Consider the following 17,136-nt stretch of genomic DNA (forward strand, 5'->3'; position numbering starts at 1 on the left):
TGATCCTCGTCCTTCCTTCCGCGTCACAGCGTGCAGCTGACGCAGCCCTCGACCTCGGTGCCCTCGAGGGCCACCTGGCGGAGCCTGATGTAGTAGATGGTCTTGATGCCCTTCCGCCAGGCGTAGATCTGGGCCCGGTTGATGTCGCGCGTGGTGGCGGTGTCCTTGAAGAACAGCGTCAGAGACAGGCCCTGGTCGACGTGCTGCGTCGCGGCCGCGTAGGTATCGATGACCTTCTCGTAGCCGATCTCGTAGGCGTCCTGGTAGTACTCCAGGTTGTCGTTGGTCATGAACGGCGCGGGGTAGTAGACGCGGCCGAGCTTGCCCTCCTTGCGGATCTCGATCTTGCTGGCGATCGGGTGGATCGAGCTCGTCGAGTTGTTGATGTAGGAGATCGAGCCGGTCGGCGGGACGGCCTGCAGGTTCTGGTTGTAGAGGCCGTGCGCCATGACGGAGGCCTTGAGCTCGCGCCAGTCGTCCTGCGTCGGGATGTGGTGCGCGGCGAACAGTTCGCGGACGCGCTGCGTGGCGGGCGCCCACTCCTTCTCGGTGTACTTGTCGAAGAACTCCCCCGACGCGTAGGCCGAGTTCTCGAACCCGTCGAAGGTCACCCCCCGCTCGATCGCGAGCCGGTTCGACGCCCGCAGCGCGTGGAACAGCACGGTGAGGAAGTAGATGTTCGTGAAGTCGACGCCCTCCTCGGATCCGTAGAACACGCGCTCGCGGGCAAGATAGCCGTGCAGGTTCATCTGCCCGAGTCCGATGGCGTGCGAGCGGTCGTTGCCCACCTCGACGGAGCGGACCGAGCCGATGTGGCTCTGGTCGCTGACGGCGGTGAGCGCGCGGATGGCCGTCTCGACGGTGGCGCCGAGGTCGGGCGAGTCCATCGCCAGAGCGATGTTCAGCGACCCGAGGTTGCAGGAGATGTCCTTGCCGATCTCCGCGTAGGAGAGGTCCTCGTTCAGCGTGGTCGGGGTGTTGACCTGCAGGATCTCGGAGCAGAGGTTCGACATGTTGATCCGGCCGGCGATCGGGTTCGCGCGATTCACGGTGTCCTCGAACACGATGTACGGGTAGCCGGACTCGAACTGAATCTCGGCGAGCGTCTGGAAGAACTTCCGCGCGTTCAGCTTGGTCTTCTTGATGCGCGGGTCGTCGACCATCTCGTGGTACTTCTCCGTGATGGAGATATCGCCGAACGGCACCCCGTAGACACGCTCGACGTCGTAGGCAGAGAACAGGTACATGTCCTCGTCGCGCTTGGCGAGCTCGAAGGTGATGTCGGGGATCACGACGCCGAGCGAGAGGGTCTTGATGCGGATCTTCTCGTCCGCATTTTCGCGCTTGGTGTCGAGGAACCGCATGATGTCCGGGTGGTGCGCGTTGAGGTACACCGCGCCGGCACCTTGGCGCGCGCCCAGCTGGTTCGCGTAGCTGAAGGAGTCCTCCAGCAGCTTCATCACGGGGATGATGCCGCTGGACTGGTTCTCGATCTGCTTGATCGGCGCGCCCGACTCGCGGATGTTGCTGAGCAGCAGGGCGACGCCGCCGCCGCGCTTGCTGAGCTGCAGCGCGGAGTTGATGCCGCGCGCGATGGACTCCATGTTGTCCTCGATGCGCAGCAGGAAGCAGCTCACGAGCTCGCCGCGCTGCGCCTTGCCGGCGTTGAGGAACGTCGGGGTGGCCGGCTGGAAGCGGCCGGAGATGATCTCGTCGACGAGCGACGTCGCGAGTGCCTCGTCGCCATCGGCGAGCGCGAGGGCCGTCATGACGACGCGGTCCTCGAAGCGCTCGAGGTAGCGCTTCCCGTCGAACGTCTTCATGGTGTAGCTGGTGTAGTACTTGAAGGCGCCCAGGAACGTAGCGAAGCGGAACTTCTTGTCGTAGGCGCGCTCGGTGAGCGCCTTGACGAACTCGTAGCTGTAGCGCTCCAGCACCTCGGGCTCGTAGTACTTCTTCTCCACCAGGTAGTCGAGGCGCTCCTTGAGGGAGTGGAAGAACACCGTGTTCTGGTTCACGTGCTGTAGGAAGTACTCCCGCGCGGCCCTTCGATCGGCGTCGAACTGGATGTTCCCGTCGGCGTCGTAAAGGTTCAACATCGCGTTGAGCGCGTGGTAGTCCATTCCCTCGAACGCGGGGTTCGTCGTGAAGTCGACCTCGCTCAAGACTGCGGTGTCCACCATTGCTCCAATCCGGCGCCGACCCGCGCCACGTCCTCTGGTGTGCCGAAGAGTTCGAGCCGGTACAGGTGGGGCACGTGGCACTTGCGGCTGATGATGTCGCCGGCGAGGCAGTAGGCCTCGCCGAAGTTGGTGTTGCCCGCCGAGATGACTCCTCGGATCAGGCTGCGGTTGTGCTGGTTGTTCAGGAAGGAGACGACCTGCTTGGGCACGGCCCCCTTCTCCTCGCCCCTGCCCTGCCCGCCCCCGTAGGTGGGCGTGACAAGGACGTAGGGCTCGTCAATCACGGGTTCCGGTTCACCGGGCCGGATCGGGATCCGCACCGCCCGCCGGCCGAGCTTCTCCACGAACCGGGCGGTGTTGCCGGAGACGCTGGAGAAGAAGACCAGCAGGGGCCCGGTCACGCGATGCGGCGCGCGGCGAGATCCGCGATCTTGTCGGGGCGGAAGCCGGACCAGTGCTCGTCGTCGGCGACGACGACGGGGGCCTGGAGGTAGCCGAGCGACTTCACCATCTCCAGCGCCTTCTCATCCTCGGACAGGTCGAGGATCTCGTACTCGAGTCCCTTGGAGTCGAGGGCGCGGTAGGTCGCCTTGCACTGCACGCACGACGGCTTGGTGTAGACGGTGATGGCCATGTCGACTCCTACATATGGGGGACTTCCGGGAGTCAGAACACTACATCTAGTGCCGGGCCGCGTAAAGTACTACCAAATGTAGTATTTCCGGCGTGTCTCTCCCCACGCGCGGAACACCGGGGATTCAGCTCTCGGCGAGCAGCTGATGGGCGATGCCGTCGAGGATGTCGGTCTCGCTCACGATCACCTCGCCCGACGGCACCCGCTGGGCGATCTCGTCGAGGATGGTGGAGCCGGCGCCGATGACGGAGGCCCGCAGGGGCGGCATCAGGGAGTCGTCGGCGATGTCGGCGGCCCGCATCCCGAGCCAGCGGTGGTTGGCCTCCCGGATCGTCTCTCGGCTGAGGGTGGTGCGGTGCACCGCCTCGCGCGAGTACTCGGTCAGGCCGAGGTGGTCCGCCGCGACGCTCGTGACGGTCCCGGCAACGCCGATGGCCGACGCGATGGCGGAGAAGTCGACGCCCGCGCCGTCGAGCTGGTCGGCGATGAAGGACCGGGCCGCGGCCACCTCGTCGGCGGTCGGCGGGTCGGTCGGCAGGAAGCGCTCGTTGATGCGCACCGCGCCGATGTTGAGGCTGATGGAGGATTCGACCTGGTCGTCCTCGCCGACGACGACGAGCTCTGTCGAGCCGCCGCCGATGTCGAAGATCAGGGTGGGGCGCGGCGAGGTCACGCCGCTGAGGACGCCGGCCGCCGACAGGCGGGCCTCCTCGTCGCCGGTGATGACGTCGAGGTCGGTGCCGAGCCGCTCGCGCACCCCGTCGGCCAGGACCTCCCGGTTCGTGACGTCACGCGTCGCGGAGGTGGCGACGAACCGGGTTCGATCGACGCCGAGGTCGGCGATGATGCCGGCGAACTCGTCGAGGATCACGAAGGTGCGCTGCAGAGCGTCGGGGTGGAACTCCTGGGTGGCGTCGACGCCCTGCCCGAGGCGGGCCAGTCGGACCAGGCGGATGAGCTCCTCGACCTCGCCGGAGTCGGCGCGGCGCAGCACGAGCAGGCGGATGGAGTTGGTGCCGCAGTCGACGGCGGCGACGGTGTAGCTCACGCCTGCTCCTCGACCTGCTCGGCGGGGGTCGGGCAGTAGTCGCCCATCAGGACCAGCGCCTCGTCGCCGAACGGGTTCACGCCGGGCCCGGCGGCCAGTGCGTGGCCGACGAGCACGTGCAGGCACTTCACGCGCGTGGGCATCCCACCGGCGCTGATGCCGTCGATCTCGTCGACGTGGCCGAGTGCCCCGCGGTCGGCCAGGTAGGCCTCGTGCGCGGCGCGGTAGCGGCGGGCCAGCTCCTCGTCGAGCTCCAGCCGATCGGTCATCTCCGACATCAGGCCGGAGGCCTCGAGCGTGGAGCAGGCCGCGACGGCGCCGCGGCAGGTGAGGTAGTAGACCGTCGGGAAGGGCGTCCCGTTGGGCAGGCGGGGCAGGGTCTTGACGACGCCGGGGTGCCCCGCGGGGCAGCGGTAGGCGATCTCGACGATGCCCCGCGGCGCGCGGCCCAGCTGCTCCTCGACTGCTGCCAGGTCTGCTGCGGTGGGCTCACTCATTCTCATCCTCGGGGCTGGGGGCTGGGCTGGGTTCGATGGTGCGGTCGGGGTCGGGCGCCTCGGCCGTCGACTCCTCGGCGAGCTGGTCGGCGACCTGAACCGATCCCCACATCCGCTCCCACCAGGTGCCGGTGTTCTCGTCCTCGCCGGCGTCGATCGTTGCCCCGTCGAGGGGCTTCCCGTCGGCTCCGAGCACGTGGTAGCCGACCTCGCCCGGCATGACCCAGCCGAGCCTCTCGCGCGCGATGGCCCGTACGTACTCGGGATCGTTCCAGCGTTCGAGCTGGTCGTTGAGGTCGGCGATGTTGGACTGCTCCTGCGCGATCTGGACCTTCAGGTCGGCGATCTCGGCGCGCTGGACGAAGTAGACGCGCAGCGAGTGCGCCAGCACCAGGCCGATGGCCGCGATCACCGCGAGCAGCACCAGCAGGCGCCAGGTGGCCGTGATGGCGCGCTGGGCGCGCGGGGCCGGGGTGGGCTTGTCGGACATGGCGCGTCCGACGTCCTGGGGCTCGAGTGGCTTCACCGCAGGGCGGGAACTACGCTCCCCCGGACGCGCAGTGGTCCGGGCTCGCGGTGTGCCGCGGCCCGGACCACTGTTGGCCGGTGTTTGTCGAGGGGTCTGAGGCACCCGACAAGTATCCCTCAGACCTCCACGTTGTCAGCCCTTGAAACGCGGGAAGGCCGAACGACCGGCGTAGACCGCCGCCTCGTCGAGGTCGGCCTCGATGCGGAGGAGCTGGTTGTACTTGGCGACGCGGTCGGTGCGCGCCGGGGCGCCCGACTTGATCTGGCCGCAGCCCAGGGCGACGGCGAGGTCGGCGATCGTGACGTCCTCGGTCTCACCGGAACGGTGGGACATCATGGTGCGGAAGCCGTTGCGGTGCGCGAGGTCGACCGCGTCGATGGTCTCGGTCAGCGAACCGATCTGGTTCACCTTCACCAGCAGCGCGTTCGCGGTGTCGGTGTCGATGCCCTTCTGCAGACGGGTGACGTTGGTGACGAACAGGTCGTCGCCGACGAGCTGGACGCGGTCGCCCATGCGCTCGGTCATGGCCTTCCAGCCGTCCCAGTCCTCCTCGTTCAGCGGGTCCTCGATGGAGACCAGCGGGTAGAACTTCAGCAGGTCGTCGTAGTAGTCGACCATCTGGGCGGAGGTCTTCTTCTCGCCCTCGAAGTTGTAGGAGCCGTCCTCGAAGAACTCGGAGGCGGCCACGTCCATGGCCAGGGCGATGTCGGTGCCGGGCTCGTAGCCTGCGTCGCGGATGGCGACCAGGATGAGGTCGAGGGCCTCACGGTTGGAGTCGAGGTTCGGGGCGAAGCCGCCCTCGTCGCCGAGGCCGGTCGACAGGCCGCGGGCCTTGAGGACCTTCTTCAGCTCGTGGTAGACCGCGGCACCCATCTCGAGGGCCTGAGCGAAGGACTCGGCGCCGATCGGGGCGATCATGAACTCCTGGATGTCGACGTTGGAGTCGGCGTGCGACCCACCGTTGAGGATGTTCATCATCGGGACGGGCAGGATGTGGGCGTTGGGGCCACCGACGTACTTGTACAGCGGCAGGCCGGCCTCCTCGGCCGCGGCGTGCGCGACGGCGAGCGAGACGCCAAGGATCGCGTTGGCGCCGAGCTTGGCCTTGTTGTCGGTGCCGTCGAGCTCCAGCATGGCCTGGTCGACGATGCGCTGCTCGTCGGCCTCGAGGCCCAGGATCTCCTCACCGATGATCTCGGTGGCGTTCTTGACAGCGGTCAGGACACCCTTGCCACCGTAACGGCCCTTGTCGCCGTCACGAAGCTCCACGGCCTCGAAGGCGCCAGTGGAGGCGCCGGAGGGGACAGCGGCCCGGCCGCTGGCGCCCGAGTCGAGCTCGACCTCGACCTCGATGGTCGGGTTGCCGCGCGAATCGAGGATCTCGCGGGCCTGGATGAATTCGATGGATGCCATGTAGCTCCCTTTCAAGAGTGTTCTCTATCCGCGCCAAGCCTACCCATTGCCCCGCCAGATTCCACGGGCGGGCTACGCAGTAATCAGGCGGGCGGGTTCTCCGCTGCACGGATGCGCGCCTCGAGGGCCCGCAGCGCGTCGCGCGTGGCCTGATCGGCGTCGATTCCGGCGGCCTGGGCGCGTGCGACGAGCGCGACGATCCCCTCCCCCACGGCGGCGGCGTCGACGGGCTCGGCCGGCAGGTCGATCCGGACGTTGTGCGAGCGGGACCGGGAGACGACCTTGCCGGTCCGGGCCAGGGTGTTGAGGGACTCCGCGATGCCGTCGAGCGCGGAGCTGCGGCCCTTCTCGGCACGTTTGGCGGCCTCCCAGGAGCGGCGCATGTCGGCGGGGACGTCCTCGCCGGCGAAGACGTGCGGGTGCCTGCGGATGAGCTTGTCGGCGATGCCGCCGGCCACGTCGTCGAGGGTGAACCGGCCCTCGTCCTCGGCGATGCGGGCGTGGAAGTAGACCTGCATCAGCAGGTCGCCGAGTTCCTCGGTCAGGTCGGTGTCGTCGCCGGTCTCGATGGCGTCGACGACCTCGGCGGTCTCCTCGACCAGGTGGGTGACGAGCGTGCGGTGGGTCTGCTTCGCGTCCCAGGGGCATTGGGCGCGCAGCCGCGCCATGACGTCGTAGAGGCGGGTCAGCTCACTGCTCATCGGTGGCCGAGACCAGCACCGAGAGCGAGCCGGAGTCGGTGAGGATCGTCTCGCCGGTGGGGTCCCAGGTTCCGTACATCGGGTTGAGCTCGATGTGGGTGTTCGCCACCGCCTCGGTGACGACCGCGGTGTCGGTGACGGCCGACAGCAGCTGCGACTTGGCGAGCGCCCGGGTGAGGACCACGCAGTCCTGATCGGCGACGGCCACGCCGAGGCCGGAGGTGGCGATCTCGTCGAGGTCGGCGTCGGTGGGGACGGTGCCTGTCAGCTGCGCGACCTGGTCGAAGACGGCGCCGATGGCGAGGTACTGCACGACGTAGCGCGCGGGCACCGCGTCGCTGCCGAGTTCCGCAGCGCAGCCGGTGGCGATCGCGTCGACCTGCGACTCGGAGTAGGTGGTGTCTCCTGCGACCAGCGCGGTGCTCGGCATCGGGCTGCAGGCCGCCAGCATGGCGACAGCTGCGAGGGCCGGGACGACGCGGATCAGCTTCATGGGAGTCCTTCCTTCGGGGTGCGCCCGCCTGCGACGGTAGCGCCTGCCAGCGTAGCGCATACGCCTATGACCGGGGCCGGGCGGGAGGGGTGCGCCGGATCACGCGAACAGCTGCGTGATGAGCGTGGTCGCCCACCCGAGGTAGTCGCCGTCGGCGGGCTTCGGGACGAGGATCTGGTCGACGGCGGACTTCACGGTCGAGCCCGGGTACAGGCGCTTCAGGCGCAGCTGCCGCGACTCCGGCAGGCTGAGCGGCGCCAGGCGCACGACCTTGCCCTGCGGGACGATCTCCTGGATGCCGTGCTCGCGGGCCAGGTTCCGCAGCCGGGCGACGCCCAGGAGCGACACCACGGCCTGGGGCGGCTCGCCGTACCGGTCGACCAGCTCGGCCAGCACGCCCTCGATGTCTGCCTCGGTGCGGATCTCGGCGATCTGCTTGTACATCTCGAGGCGCAGCCGCTCCGAGGTGATGTAGTCCTCCGGCAGGTGCGCGTCGACGGGGATCTCGACCCGCATCGTCGGCTCGGGTTCGCCCGCGTCGCCGCGGTAGTTGGCGACGGCCTCGCCGACCATGCGCAGGTACATGTCGAAGCCGACGCCCTCGATGTGGCCGGACTGGTCCTCGCCCAGGAGGTTGCCTGCGCCGCGGAGCTCCAGGTCGCGCATGGCGATGGCCATGCCGGCGCCCAGGTCGGTGTTGGCGGCCATGGTCGCGAGGCGCTCGTGGGAGGCCTCCGACAGCGGCTTGTCGGCCGGGTACAGGAAGTAGGCGTAGCCGCGCTCGCGGGACCTGCCGACGCGGCCGCGGAGCTGGTGCAGCTGCGACAGGCCCATCATATCGGCGCGGTCGATGATCAGCGTGTTGGCGCTCTGGATGTTCAGACCCGCCTCGACGATGGTGGTGCAGACCAGCACGTCAGTGTTGCGCTCCCAGAAGTCCTGCATGACCTGCTCGAGGCGCGCCTCGCTCATCTGCCCGTGCGCCGTCGCGATACGAGCCTCGGGGACGAGCTCTCGCAGCCGGGCCGCGGTCTTCTCGATCGTGCCGACGCGGTTGTGCACGAAGAACGCCTGGCCCTCGCGGGCGAGCTCGCGGCGCAGGGCGGCCTTGACCTGTGCGTCGTCGTAGGGCCCGGCGAACGTCAGGACGGGGTGGCGCTCCTCGGGCGGGGTCGCGATGACGCTCATCTCCCGGATGCCCGTGATGGCGATCTCGAGCGTGCGCGGGATCGGCGTGGCGGACATCGACAGGACATCGACGTTGACCCGCATGGCCTTCAGGCGTTCCTTGTGCTCGACGCCGAAGCGCTGCTCCTCGTCGATGATGACCAGGCCGAGGTCCTTGAACTGCATCTCCTTGCTGAGCAGGCGATGGGTGCCGATGACGACGTCGACCTTGCCGTTGGCGATGCCGTCGACGACCTTGCGGGCCTCGGCGTCGCTCTGGAAGCGCGACAACTGCGCGACGCGCACGGGGAACCCGGCGAAGCGGGACGCGAACGTGGCGTAGTGCTGCGTGACGAGCAGCGTCGTCGGCACGAGCACGGCGACCTGCTTGCCGTCCTGCACGGCCTTGAACGCGGCGCGCACGGCGATCTCGGTCTTGCCGTAGCCGACGTCGCCGCAGATGAGGCGGTCCATTGGGACGAGCTTCTCCATGTCGGCCTTCACCTCGGTGATGGCGGAGAGCTGGTCCGGGGTCTCGACGTAGCTGAACGCGTCCTCGAGTTCCCGCTGCCACGCGGTGTCGGGGCCGAACGCGTGGCCCTTGGTGGCCTGGCGGGCGGCGTAGAGCTTGATGAGCTCACCGGAGATCTCCCGGACGGCCTTGCGGGCCTTCGCCTTGCGCTTGGTCCAGTCGGCGCCGCCCATCTTGTCGAGCGTCGGGGACTCCGAGCCCACGTAGCGGCTGAGCTGGTCGAGCTGGTCCATCGGGACGAACAGCCGGTCGCCGGGTTGGCCGCGTTTGCTGGGCGCGTACTCGATGACGAGGTAGTCGCGGGTGGCGCCCTGGATCGTGCGGCTGACGAGCTCGACGAACCGGCCGACGCCGTGGGACTCGTGCACGACGGGGTCGCCCGCCTTCAGCTCGAGCGGCTGGATGGTGGCCTTGCGGCGGCTGGGCAGCTTGCGTTCGACCTTGTCGACGGCCGCCTGGCCGGTCAGCTCGGCAGAGGTGAGGACCTCGATGCGGGCCTCGTCGGCGCGCCAGCCCTGCCGCAGCGTCGCCAGGACGACCGTGACGGAGCCGGGGGCCGGCGGCCCCTCGAGGTCGCCGATCGCGGCACGGACGCCCGCCTCGTCGAGCAGTTCGATGAGACGCTGCGCGAGGCCGCGGCCCTCGACGGCGACGATGACCCGCCAGCCGTCCTTGACCCTGCGGGCCACGTGCTGCGTCGCGACGGCGACGTCGCCGTGGAAGGGCTCGGAGGGGTGGACGGCCAGGGTGCGGGAGTAGACGGAGTCGGCGTCAAGCCCTGAGCCTGTCGAGGGGTAGGCGCCCTGGTCGTCGGCGGCGAAGGGCGACATGGACCACCAGCGCAGCCCGATTTCCAGCGCATGCATGCGCACGTCCGCCAGGGTCCAGTAGGCGGAGGCGCCCAGATCGATGGGTGAGGTGCCGCCGCCGGCGGCCGCGGCCCAGCTGGCCTCGAGGAACTCCTGGCTGGTGGCGACGAGTTCGGCGGCACGGGCGCGGATCAGCTCCGGCTGCGAGGCCAGCACGATCGACCCCTTGGGCAGCACGTCGACGAGCAGCTCGAGGCCGTCGACCAGCGCGGGGATCAGGGCCTCCATACCCTCCTGCGCGTGCCCCTCGGCGACGCGGTCGAGCAGGTCGCTGAGCTCGGGGTGCTGTGCGGAGAGCCGGCGGGCGCGGTCGCGGACGGCTTCGGTGAGCAGCAGCTCGCGGCACGGCGGGGCGACGATGCTCTTCGCGGACTCCCCCGTCGAGCGCTGGTCGGCGACGGTGAAGTAGCGGATCTCGTCGACCTCGTCGCCGAAGAACTCGATGCGCACCGGGTGTTCGGCGGTCGGCGGGAAGATGTCGACGATGCCGCCGCGGACGGCGAACTCGCCGCGCCGCTCGACGAGGTCGACGCGGTTGTAGGCGGCGCCGACGAGGTCGTTCAGCAGGCGGGAGAGCTCGTAGCTGTCCCCCACCCCGATCTGGACGGGGGTCATGTCGGCGAGGCCGCGGACCTGGGGCTGCAGCACCGAGCGGACGGGCGCGATCACGACCCGGGGGATGTCACCGTCGAATCCGGCGAGCCTGCGGAGCACCGCGAGTCGTCGGCCGACGGTGTCGGCGCGCGGGGAGAGGCGCTCGTGGGGCAGGGTCTCCCAGGCGGGGTAGTACTCGACCTGGTCGGGGCCGAGCAGGGCGCCGACCTCGGCGGTGAGCTGTTCTGCCTCGCGGTAGGTGGAGGTGACGATCAGGACGGTGCCGCCGGAACCCTCGGCGATGGCGGAGCTGAGCAGGGGGAAGAAGGAGGTGACGGCGGTCACGTCGAGCGCGGTGACGCCGCTGCGCCTGGAGTCGGCGATCGTCGCCGCGAAGCCGCGGTCGGCCTCGAGTTCTCCGAGCAGTCCCGGGTACTTCACTGCCGTGTCCTTCCCTGATCTGCGGTGGTGTCGTTCAGCGGTTGAACGTGTTCTGCGTCGCGTCGAGGCCGTGGCGGATGATCGACAGCGCCGCGTCGGCCCCGATGGCCGCGTCGACGCGCATGGCGTCGAGGTCGGCCGGCTTCAGCTTGTTCAGCACGTAGTCGGCGGCCGACTGCCTGCCCGGCGGGCGGCCGATGCCGATCCGGACGCGGTAGAAGTCGCCGCTGCCCAGGTGCGCGCGGATGGACTTCAGGCCGTTGTGGCCGTTGTCGCCTCCGCCCTTCTTGACCCGGAGTCTGCCGGGGTCGAGGTCCAGCTCGTCGTGCAGCACGATCACGTGGTCGACGGGGATCTTGTGGAACGCGGCGATCGCCTTGACCGCCACGCCCGAGTCGTTCATGAACGTCGTGGGCTTCACACAGATGAGCTTGGTCGTCGTCCCAGGGACGACGACGGATGCGACCTCGGCGCGCTGCCTCGAGTTCAGGGAAAAGGAGGAACCGTAGCGGTCCGCGAGGTCCGCTACGGCCCAGAACCCGACGTTGTGCCGGGTGAACTCGTAGGTCGGGCCCGGGTTACCGAGCCCGACCAGGAGATAGGGGGAAGTGCTCACTCGGCGGCTTCGGCGGCCTCGTCGGCCTCACCCTCGGCGGCCTCGTCGGCGGGCTCCTCGGTGGGAACGGGCACGATGGAGAGGACAAGGGTCTCGCCGTCGACCGTGGTCTCGACGCCCTCGGGGAGCTTGATGTCGGCGACGGTCAGGTGCTGGCCGATCTCGAGGCCCTCGACCGAGACGGTGAGCTCGGTGGGGATGTCGGTGGCCGGCGCGAGGACCGACAGAGCGGTGAGGTCGTGGTTGACCAGCGCGCCCCGGGCGGCCTCACCCTCGAGCACCAGCGCGACCTCGACCTCGACCTTCTCGCCGGCCTTCACCAGCAGGAGGTCGACGTGCTCGATGGCGGGGAGGATCGGGTCGCGGTGGACCTGCTTGGGCAGCGCGAGGACGGGCTTCTTGGCGTCGTCGACGGTGATCTCGAGCAGGACATTGGCGGTGCGCAGGGCCAGGAAGGTCTCGCGCGCCGGGAGGGCGAGGTGGACCGGATCGGTGCCGTGGCCGTAGAGGACGGCGGGGGTCGAGCCGGCGCGACGCAGGCGACGGGCGGCGCCCTTGCCGAACTCGGTGCGGGTGGTGGCGGAAAGCTTGTTGTCAGCCATGGATACTCCTCGGGCTTCGTGAACTGTGACGCAGGTCGGCGCCTCGCGAGGAACGGCTAGTCGATAACGGACTCTGAGGTCCCTCGCCAGGCAACTGTCCAAGCTTAGCCCAGCGGCCCCGTCGGACCCAATCGCGGGCGGTCACCGTCGGGTCGACGGGTCGGGCCCCGGGGCCGCGATGAGCACATTCTCCTTCTCGTCGCGCGATTCCGAGAATGTGAACGCTCGCTCGTCGACGACAAGTGTGTCGTGCTCATCGCGGCCCGGGTGGGGAGGGACGTCACTCGACGGCGAGGGCCTCGGTCGGGGTCGCGTTGGCCGCGCGGCGGCCAGGCAGGATCGACGCGAGCACGGCCGCGATGAGGCAGACCAGGATCAGGCCGAGCGTGTACCACGGGTCGAGGGACAGACGCAGGTCCATGACCCCCTCCGGCATCATGGAGAAGGCCGTCGAGACGCCCAGCCAGCCGAAGAAGACGCCGGCGACCAGCCCGATGACCGTACCGATGCCCACCAGCGCGATCGCCTCGACCACGAGCATGCCGCGCAGACCGGCACGTTGCATGCCGAGCGCCCGGAGCAGAGCCGACTCGCGCTGCCGTTCGATCACCGACAGCCCCAGCGTGTTGCCGACCCCGACGAGCGCGATGAGGACCGCGACGCCGAGCAGCGCCGTCAGGACGATCAGCATGACGTCGAGGACCTGGCTGACCAGCGAGGCCATGATGGCGCCGCCGCCGTCCACCGTCCCCTCGGGGAACTGGTCGGTGATCTTCAGCACGTTGTTCAGCGCCGACGACGAGGTGCGGTCCTGGAGCTGGACCCAGACCTGGTGCACTGCGGCGGTGCCGGCGAGCTTGTCGAGGGTCGCCGGGGACACCGCGATGGCGTCGTAGTTGATCGACGAGCTGCGCACCACCTTCAGCGTCACGTCGCCGTCGGCCCCGGGCAGCGTGACCGTCGTCGCACCGTCGGGCACGACCAGGGACCAGTCACCGGCCACCGCCGTCCCCTCACTGGGCATCGACCCCTGCGGCGGGGTGACGCCGAGTTCGTCGTAGGCGCCCTGCGGCGCGTAGGCCCAGGTCGGCGACTGGTCGTCGACGGCGTCCTGCGCCTTGACCGGCTTGGCCGGGACCGTCCCGACGGCCGCGACACCGCCCGTCTCCCGCAGATCGTCGACGACACCCTCAGGCGCCCCGTCCGCGAAGGACACCGCCACGTCGACGGGGTACTCGCGGGCAATGGCCTCCATGCCGGTGGTCCGCATGGTCGCCAGCGCGACCTGCAGCGTGACGATCAGGCCGACGGCCAGCATCAGCGCGGTGGCGGTCGACGCCGCCCGACGAGGGTTGCGGGCCGCATTCGCGAAGGCCAGCCGCGTCGTGGGCCCGGCCCAGCCGAAGGCGCGCCCGACCAGGCGCAGCAGCGGCGCGATGTAGAGCGGGGCGCCGCCGAGGACCGCCGCCGTGATCGCGAAGCCCGCGAGCACCGCCCACACCATCGCCCATTCGCCGCCCGCGCGGCTCTGCACCACGAGGAAGACACCCAGCGCCGCGAACAGCAGACAGACGACCAGCCGGGCGACGCTCGCGCGACGCGCCTGTTGGGCGCTGGGGACGACCTGCAGCGCCTCAAGCGGCTTCACGCGGGCCGCCCGGAGCGCCGGCACAACGGCGGAGACCATCGTGGCGAGCACTCCGATGCCGAAGGCGATGCCCAGCTCTGCAGGCACCACCGTCAGCCCGAAGTAGTTCGAGCCCGTGACCTGGCCGCCGATCCAGGCCACCAGGAAGCCGACGGCGAGCCCCGCGGCTGACCCGATGGCGCCGAGCAGGAACGACTCGACGAGCAGCCTGCCGGTCACCTGGCCGGGCGTGGCGCCGATGGCGCGCAGCAGCGCGAGCTGCCGGCGTCGCTGGGCCACCAGGATGGTGAAGGTGTTCGCGATGGTGATCATGCCGACCAGCAGCGCGATGGCGGCGAAGCCCTGCAGCAGGTACTTGAACACGTCGAGCCCGGCCGTCGCCTGGGTCAGGGTCTCGGTCCTGGCATCGGCCCCCGTCTGGACCTCCGCCCCGGAGACGCCCTTCAACTGGGTCTTCAGCGCGTCGGCGACCTGCTCCACATCTGCGCCGGAGTCGACCCGCACGGACAGCTGGTAGGCGCCGTCCACGCCGCCATCGGCGTATGGCGCGACGTAGCCGATGACCGTGAACAGCGACATCGGGTCGTCGGTCAGGCCCACCAGCCGCATCGGCTGGTCCATGCCCTCAAGGTCGACGGTGTCGCCGATCGCGGCGCCGAGTTCTCGGGCCGCGGCCTCGGACAGCGCCAGCTCGTCGTCGGACGCGGGGTACGCGCCGTCGACCAGCCGCGACCAGCGCACGTGCTCGGCCGGCACCGGATAGAGCTCGGTGGTGACGCTGCGGTCCCCCTTCGACAGGAAGCTGACGGCGCCAGTGGGAACGGGGTCGACGGACGCCACGCCGTCGACGGCACCGGCCAACTCCGCGGCCTGTGCACCACCGCCCTCGGGGAGCGCGATGACGGCGTCAGAGGTGCTGATCGGCAGCGCCGCCTGCTTGCCCATCGCGTTCTGCTGGGAGTTGATGAACACGGAGATGGCCGCGATGAAGCCGACGCTGATCGCGATGGCCAGCAGCGTCGCGACGAACCGCGACGGGTGGAGCCTGAGCTCACTGACTGCCTCGCGCCACATCAGGCCGCCGCCTGCCCGAGGTAGGACAGCACCTGCTCGGCAGTGGGGTGCGGCAGGTCCGCGACGATCCGCCCGTCGAGCAGCATGAGGCCGCGGTCGGCGTACGCGGCGGCCAGCGGGTCGTGCGTGACCATGATGATCGTTTGTCCCTGCTCCCGGGAGCACTGCCTGAGGTACTCGAGCAGCGCGGTTCCTGTGCGGCGGTCGAGCGCTCCGGTCGGCTCGTCGGCGAAGATCACCTCGGGGCGGGTCACGAGGGCGCGGGCGACGGCGACGCGCTGCTGCTGGCCTCCGGAGAGCTGGCTCGGGCGGTGCGTCAGGCGGTCGCCGAGGCCAAGGGAGTCGATCACCTGGCCGAACAGGGCCCTGTCCACCTTCCGCCCGGCCAGGTCGAGCGGCAGCACGATGTTCTGCTCGGCCGTCAGCGTGGGCAGGAGATTGAACGACTGGAACACGAAGCCGATCTTGTCGCGTCGGACCTTCGTCACGGCCTTCTCCGGCAGCCGTGCGATGTTGTCGGCCCCGACATACACGTCCCCGGCGGTGGGACGGTCGAGCCCTGCCATGCAGTGCATCAGGGTCGACTTTCCGGAGCCGGACGGCCCCATGACAGCCGTGAAGCTGCCTGGCGCGATCGCGACCGAGACGTCGTTGACCGCGACGACGGGCTGTTCGCCGGAACCGAAGACCTTGGTGAGGTGCGAGACGCCGCAGGCCGGCGCTCCCATCGGGGTCTGCTGGGACATGGTGGGTCCTTCCACTGAGAATCGTCGTCGACTCTAGGGAGATGTCCGCCTCGGCGGATCGGCTCGTCGTCGCCGGTGCCGCTTCCGCGCTCAGACCGCAGGCCGACCTGACCCCGATACCTCTTGTAAGGTGCCGGGCATGCCCCGCCGGACAGCCGCACTGCTTGGACCCGCGTTCATCGCGGCGCTCGCCTACGTCGACCCCGGCAACGTGGCGGCGAACCTCAGCGCGGGCGCGGAGTTCGGCTACCTCCTCGTCTGGGCGCTCGTCCTCGCCTGCATCATGGCGATGCTCGTGCAGTATCTGTCGGCGAAACTCGGGGTGGTCACCGGCGGCTCCCTGAGCTCGATCGTGCACGAGGACCTCGGCAGGCGACGCGGTGCGAAGGCGTGGCGGGCCCTGTACGCGGCTCAGGCGATCGGCGTCGCCATCGCGACGGACCTCGCCGAGATCGTCGGCGGCGCCATCGCCCTGAACCTGCTGTTCGGGCTGCCCCTGTGGGTGGGCGCACTCGTGGTCGGTCTCGTCGCGCTGCTGTCGCTGCAGTGGATGCGGACCCGCGGCCAACGTGCCTTCGAGACGCTCATGATGGCCGTGCTGGCCATCATCGCCGTCGGTTTCCTGCTGAGCCTTGCGTGGGTGCCCCCGGACCCGAGGGAGATCGTCGGGGGCCTGCTCCCCCGCTTCGACGGCGCGGCCTCCATCCAGATCGCCGCCGCGATGCTCGGGGCCACCGTCATGCCGCACGCGATCTACCTGCACTCGCAGCTGGCCCGGGACAAGCACTCGAAGTCCGACGAGAAGGTCGAGCGCCTGCTGAAGGCACAGCGCCTGGATGTGCTGCTTGCGCTCACGATCGCCGGCGTCGTCAACGTGTCCATGCTGCTGTTCGCCGCCGCCGGCCTGCAGGGCGCGGGCGTGGACTCCATCGAGGCGGGCTACCACGAGATCCACTCGCTGGTGGGCTCGGTGCCCGCCACGATCTTCGCCATCGGGCTGCTCGTCTCCGGGGTCGGCTCGGCGATCGTCGGCACCGACGCCGGCGCGGGCATGATCCGCGACCTGGTGTCCCCGAGGATCACGCCGATGACCAGGCGGCTCTTCACGATGATCCCGGCCGTGGCGATCCTGGTGGCCGGCATGTCGCCGACGCAGGCTCTCGTCGATTCACAGCTCGTGCTGAGCTTCGGCATCAGCTTCGCGTTGGTCCCGCTCGTGATGGTCACCGGCTCGCGACGCGCGATGGGTGAGCACCGCAACCCCGGCTGGCTGTCGGCCCTCGCCTGGCTGGTGGTGGCCACCGTGGTGGCGCTGAACGTCGCGGTGCTGGTGACCGCCTTCTGACGGT

Annotated in this window: 14 protein-coding genes and 1 pseudogene; 1 reads left to right on the top strand and 14 read right to left on the bottom strand. The window is 69.5% G+C overall.

Features of this window, described 5'->3' with window-relative positions:
• Nucleotides 1-23 precede the first annotated feature (23 nt).
• From nrdE to QH948_RS11185, 14 genes and pseudogenes are all read right to left on the bottom strand, one after another.
• Nucleotides 24-2,165 (bottom strand): class 1b ribonucleoside-diphosphate reductase subunit alpha, encoded by a 2,142-nt coding sequence (gene nrdE, locus QH948_RS11120; RefSeq protein ID WP_281144446.1) that lies wholly within the window; start codon nt 2,163-2,165, stop codon nt 24-26.
• The gene (gene nrdI / locus QH948_RS11125) at nt 2,162-2,584 is read right to left on the bottom strand and encodes a class Ib ribonucleoside-diphosphate reductase assembly flavoprotein NrdI (protein ID WP_281144447.1); all 423 of its coding nucleotides are present in this window, start codon (nt 2,582-2,584) and stop codon (nt 2,162-2,164) included. Before nrdI ends, nrdE begins: the two co-directional genes overlap by 4 nt.
• Complete coding sequence (gene nrdH / locus QH948_RS11130) at nt 2,581-2,817, bottom strand: glutaredoxin-like protein NrdH (protein WP_219083395.1); 237 nt, start codon at nt 2,815-2,817, stop codon at nt 2,581-2,583. Before nrdH ends, nrdI begins: the two co-directional genes overlap by 4 nt.
• A gap of 124 nt (nt 2,818-2,941) precedes the next feature.
• Nucleotides 2,942-3,865, bottom strand: a complete 924-nt coding sequence (locus QH948_RS11135) for a Ppx/GppA phosphatase family protein (RefSeq protein WP_281144448.1) — start codon at nt 3,863-3,865, stop codon at nt 2,942-2,944.
• Nucleotides 3,862-4,368, bottom strand: coding sequence for a DUF501 domain-containing protein (locus QH948_RS11140; protein ID WP_438874095.1), 507 nt, complete (start codon nt 4,366-4,368; stop codon nt 3,862-3,864). The genes QH948_RS11135 and QH948_RS11140 overlap by 4 nt, the downstream gene beginning before the upstream one ends.
• Nucleotides 4,355-4,852, bottom strand: a complete 498-nt coding sequence (locus QH948_RS11145; RefSeq protein ID WP_281144450.1) for an FtsB family cell division protein — start codon at nt 4,850-4,852, stop codon at nt 4,355-4,357. The genes QH948_RS11140 and QH948_RS11145 overlap by 14 nt, the downstream gene beginning before the upstream one ends.
• Nucleotides 4,853-5,023: 171 nt before the next feature.
• The gene (eno, locus tag QH948_RS11150; RefSeq protein WP_281144451.1) at nt 5,024-6,304 is read right to left on the bottom strand and encodes a phosphopyruvate hydratase; all 1,281 of its coding nucleotides are present in this window, start codon (nt 6,302-6,304) and stop codon (nt 5,024-5,026) included.
• A gap of 83 nt (nt 6,305-6,387) precedes the next feature.
• The gene (locus tag QH948_RS11155; RefSeq protein WP_281144452.1) at nt 6,388-7,005 is read right to left on the bottom strand and encodes a nucleoside triphosphate pyrophosphohydrolase; all 618 of its coding nucleotides are present in this window, start codon (nt 7,003-7,005) and stop codon (nt 6,388-6,390) included.
• Nucleotides 6,995-7,498: a hypothetical protein gene (locus QH948_RS11160; RefSeq protein ID WP_281144453.1), complete on the bottom strand. Its 504-nt coding sequence runs from the start codon at nt 7,496-7,498 to the stop codon at nt 6,995-6,997. The genes QH948_RS11155 and QH948_RS11160 overlap by 11 nt, the downstream gene beginning before the upstream one ends.
• A gap of 99 nt (nt 7,499-7,597) precedes the next feature.
• On the bottom strand, nt 7,598-11,101 hold the full coding sequence (gene mfd / locus QH948_RS11165; RefSeq protein ID WP_281144454.1) for a transcription-repair coupling factor: 3,504 nt from the start codon (nt 11,099-11,101) through the stop codon (nt 7,598-7,600).
• Between the two features lie 34 nt (nt 11,102-11,135).
• Nucleotides 11,136-11,717, bottom strand: a complete 582-nt coding sequence (gene pth, locus QH948_RS11170; RefSeq protein WP_281144455.1) for an aminoacyl-tRNA hydrolase — start codon at nt 11,715-11,717, stop codon at nt 11,136-11,138.
• Nucleotides 11,714-12,319, bottom strand: coding sequence for a 50S ribosomal protein L25/general stress protein Ctc (locus QH948_RS11175; RefSeq protein WP_281144456.1), 606 nt, complete (start codon nt 12,317-12,319; stop codon nt 11,714-11,716). The genes pth and QH948_RS11175 overlap by 4 nt, the downstream gene beginning before the upstream one ends.
• A gap of 280 nt (nt 12,320-12,599) precedes the next feature.
• Nucleotides 12,600-15,041, bottom strand: a complete 2,442-nt coding sequence (locus QH948_RS11180) for an ABC transporter permease (RefSeq protein WP_281144457.1) — start codon at nt 15,039-15,041, stop codon at nt 12,600-12,602.
• A pseudogene (locus QH948_RS11185) lies at nt 15,041-15,775 on the bottom strand (ABC transporter ATP-binding protein); the annotation flags it as partial. The gene QH948_RS11180 and the pseudogene QH948_RS11185, both read right to left, overlap by 1 nt.
• Nucleotides 15,776-15,926: 151 nt before the next feature.
• Between QH948_RS11185 and QH948_RS11190 the strand changes: the two are divergent.
• A complete protein-coding gene (locus tag QH948_RS11190; protein ID WP_281144458.1) occupies nt 15,927-17,132 on the top strand; it encodes an Nramp family divalent metal transporter in 1,206 nt (401 codons plus the stop codon).
• The last annotated feature ends 4 nt before the right edge of the window (nt 17,133-17,136 follow it).

Origin of the sequence: Tessaracoccus lacteus, assembly GCF_029917005.1 — a bacterium.
Lineage (GTDB): Bacteria > Actinomycetota > Actinomycetes > Propionibacteriales > Propionibacteriaceae > Arachnia > Arachnia lactea.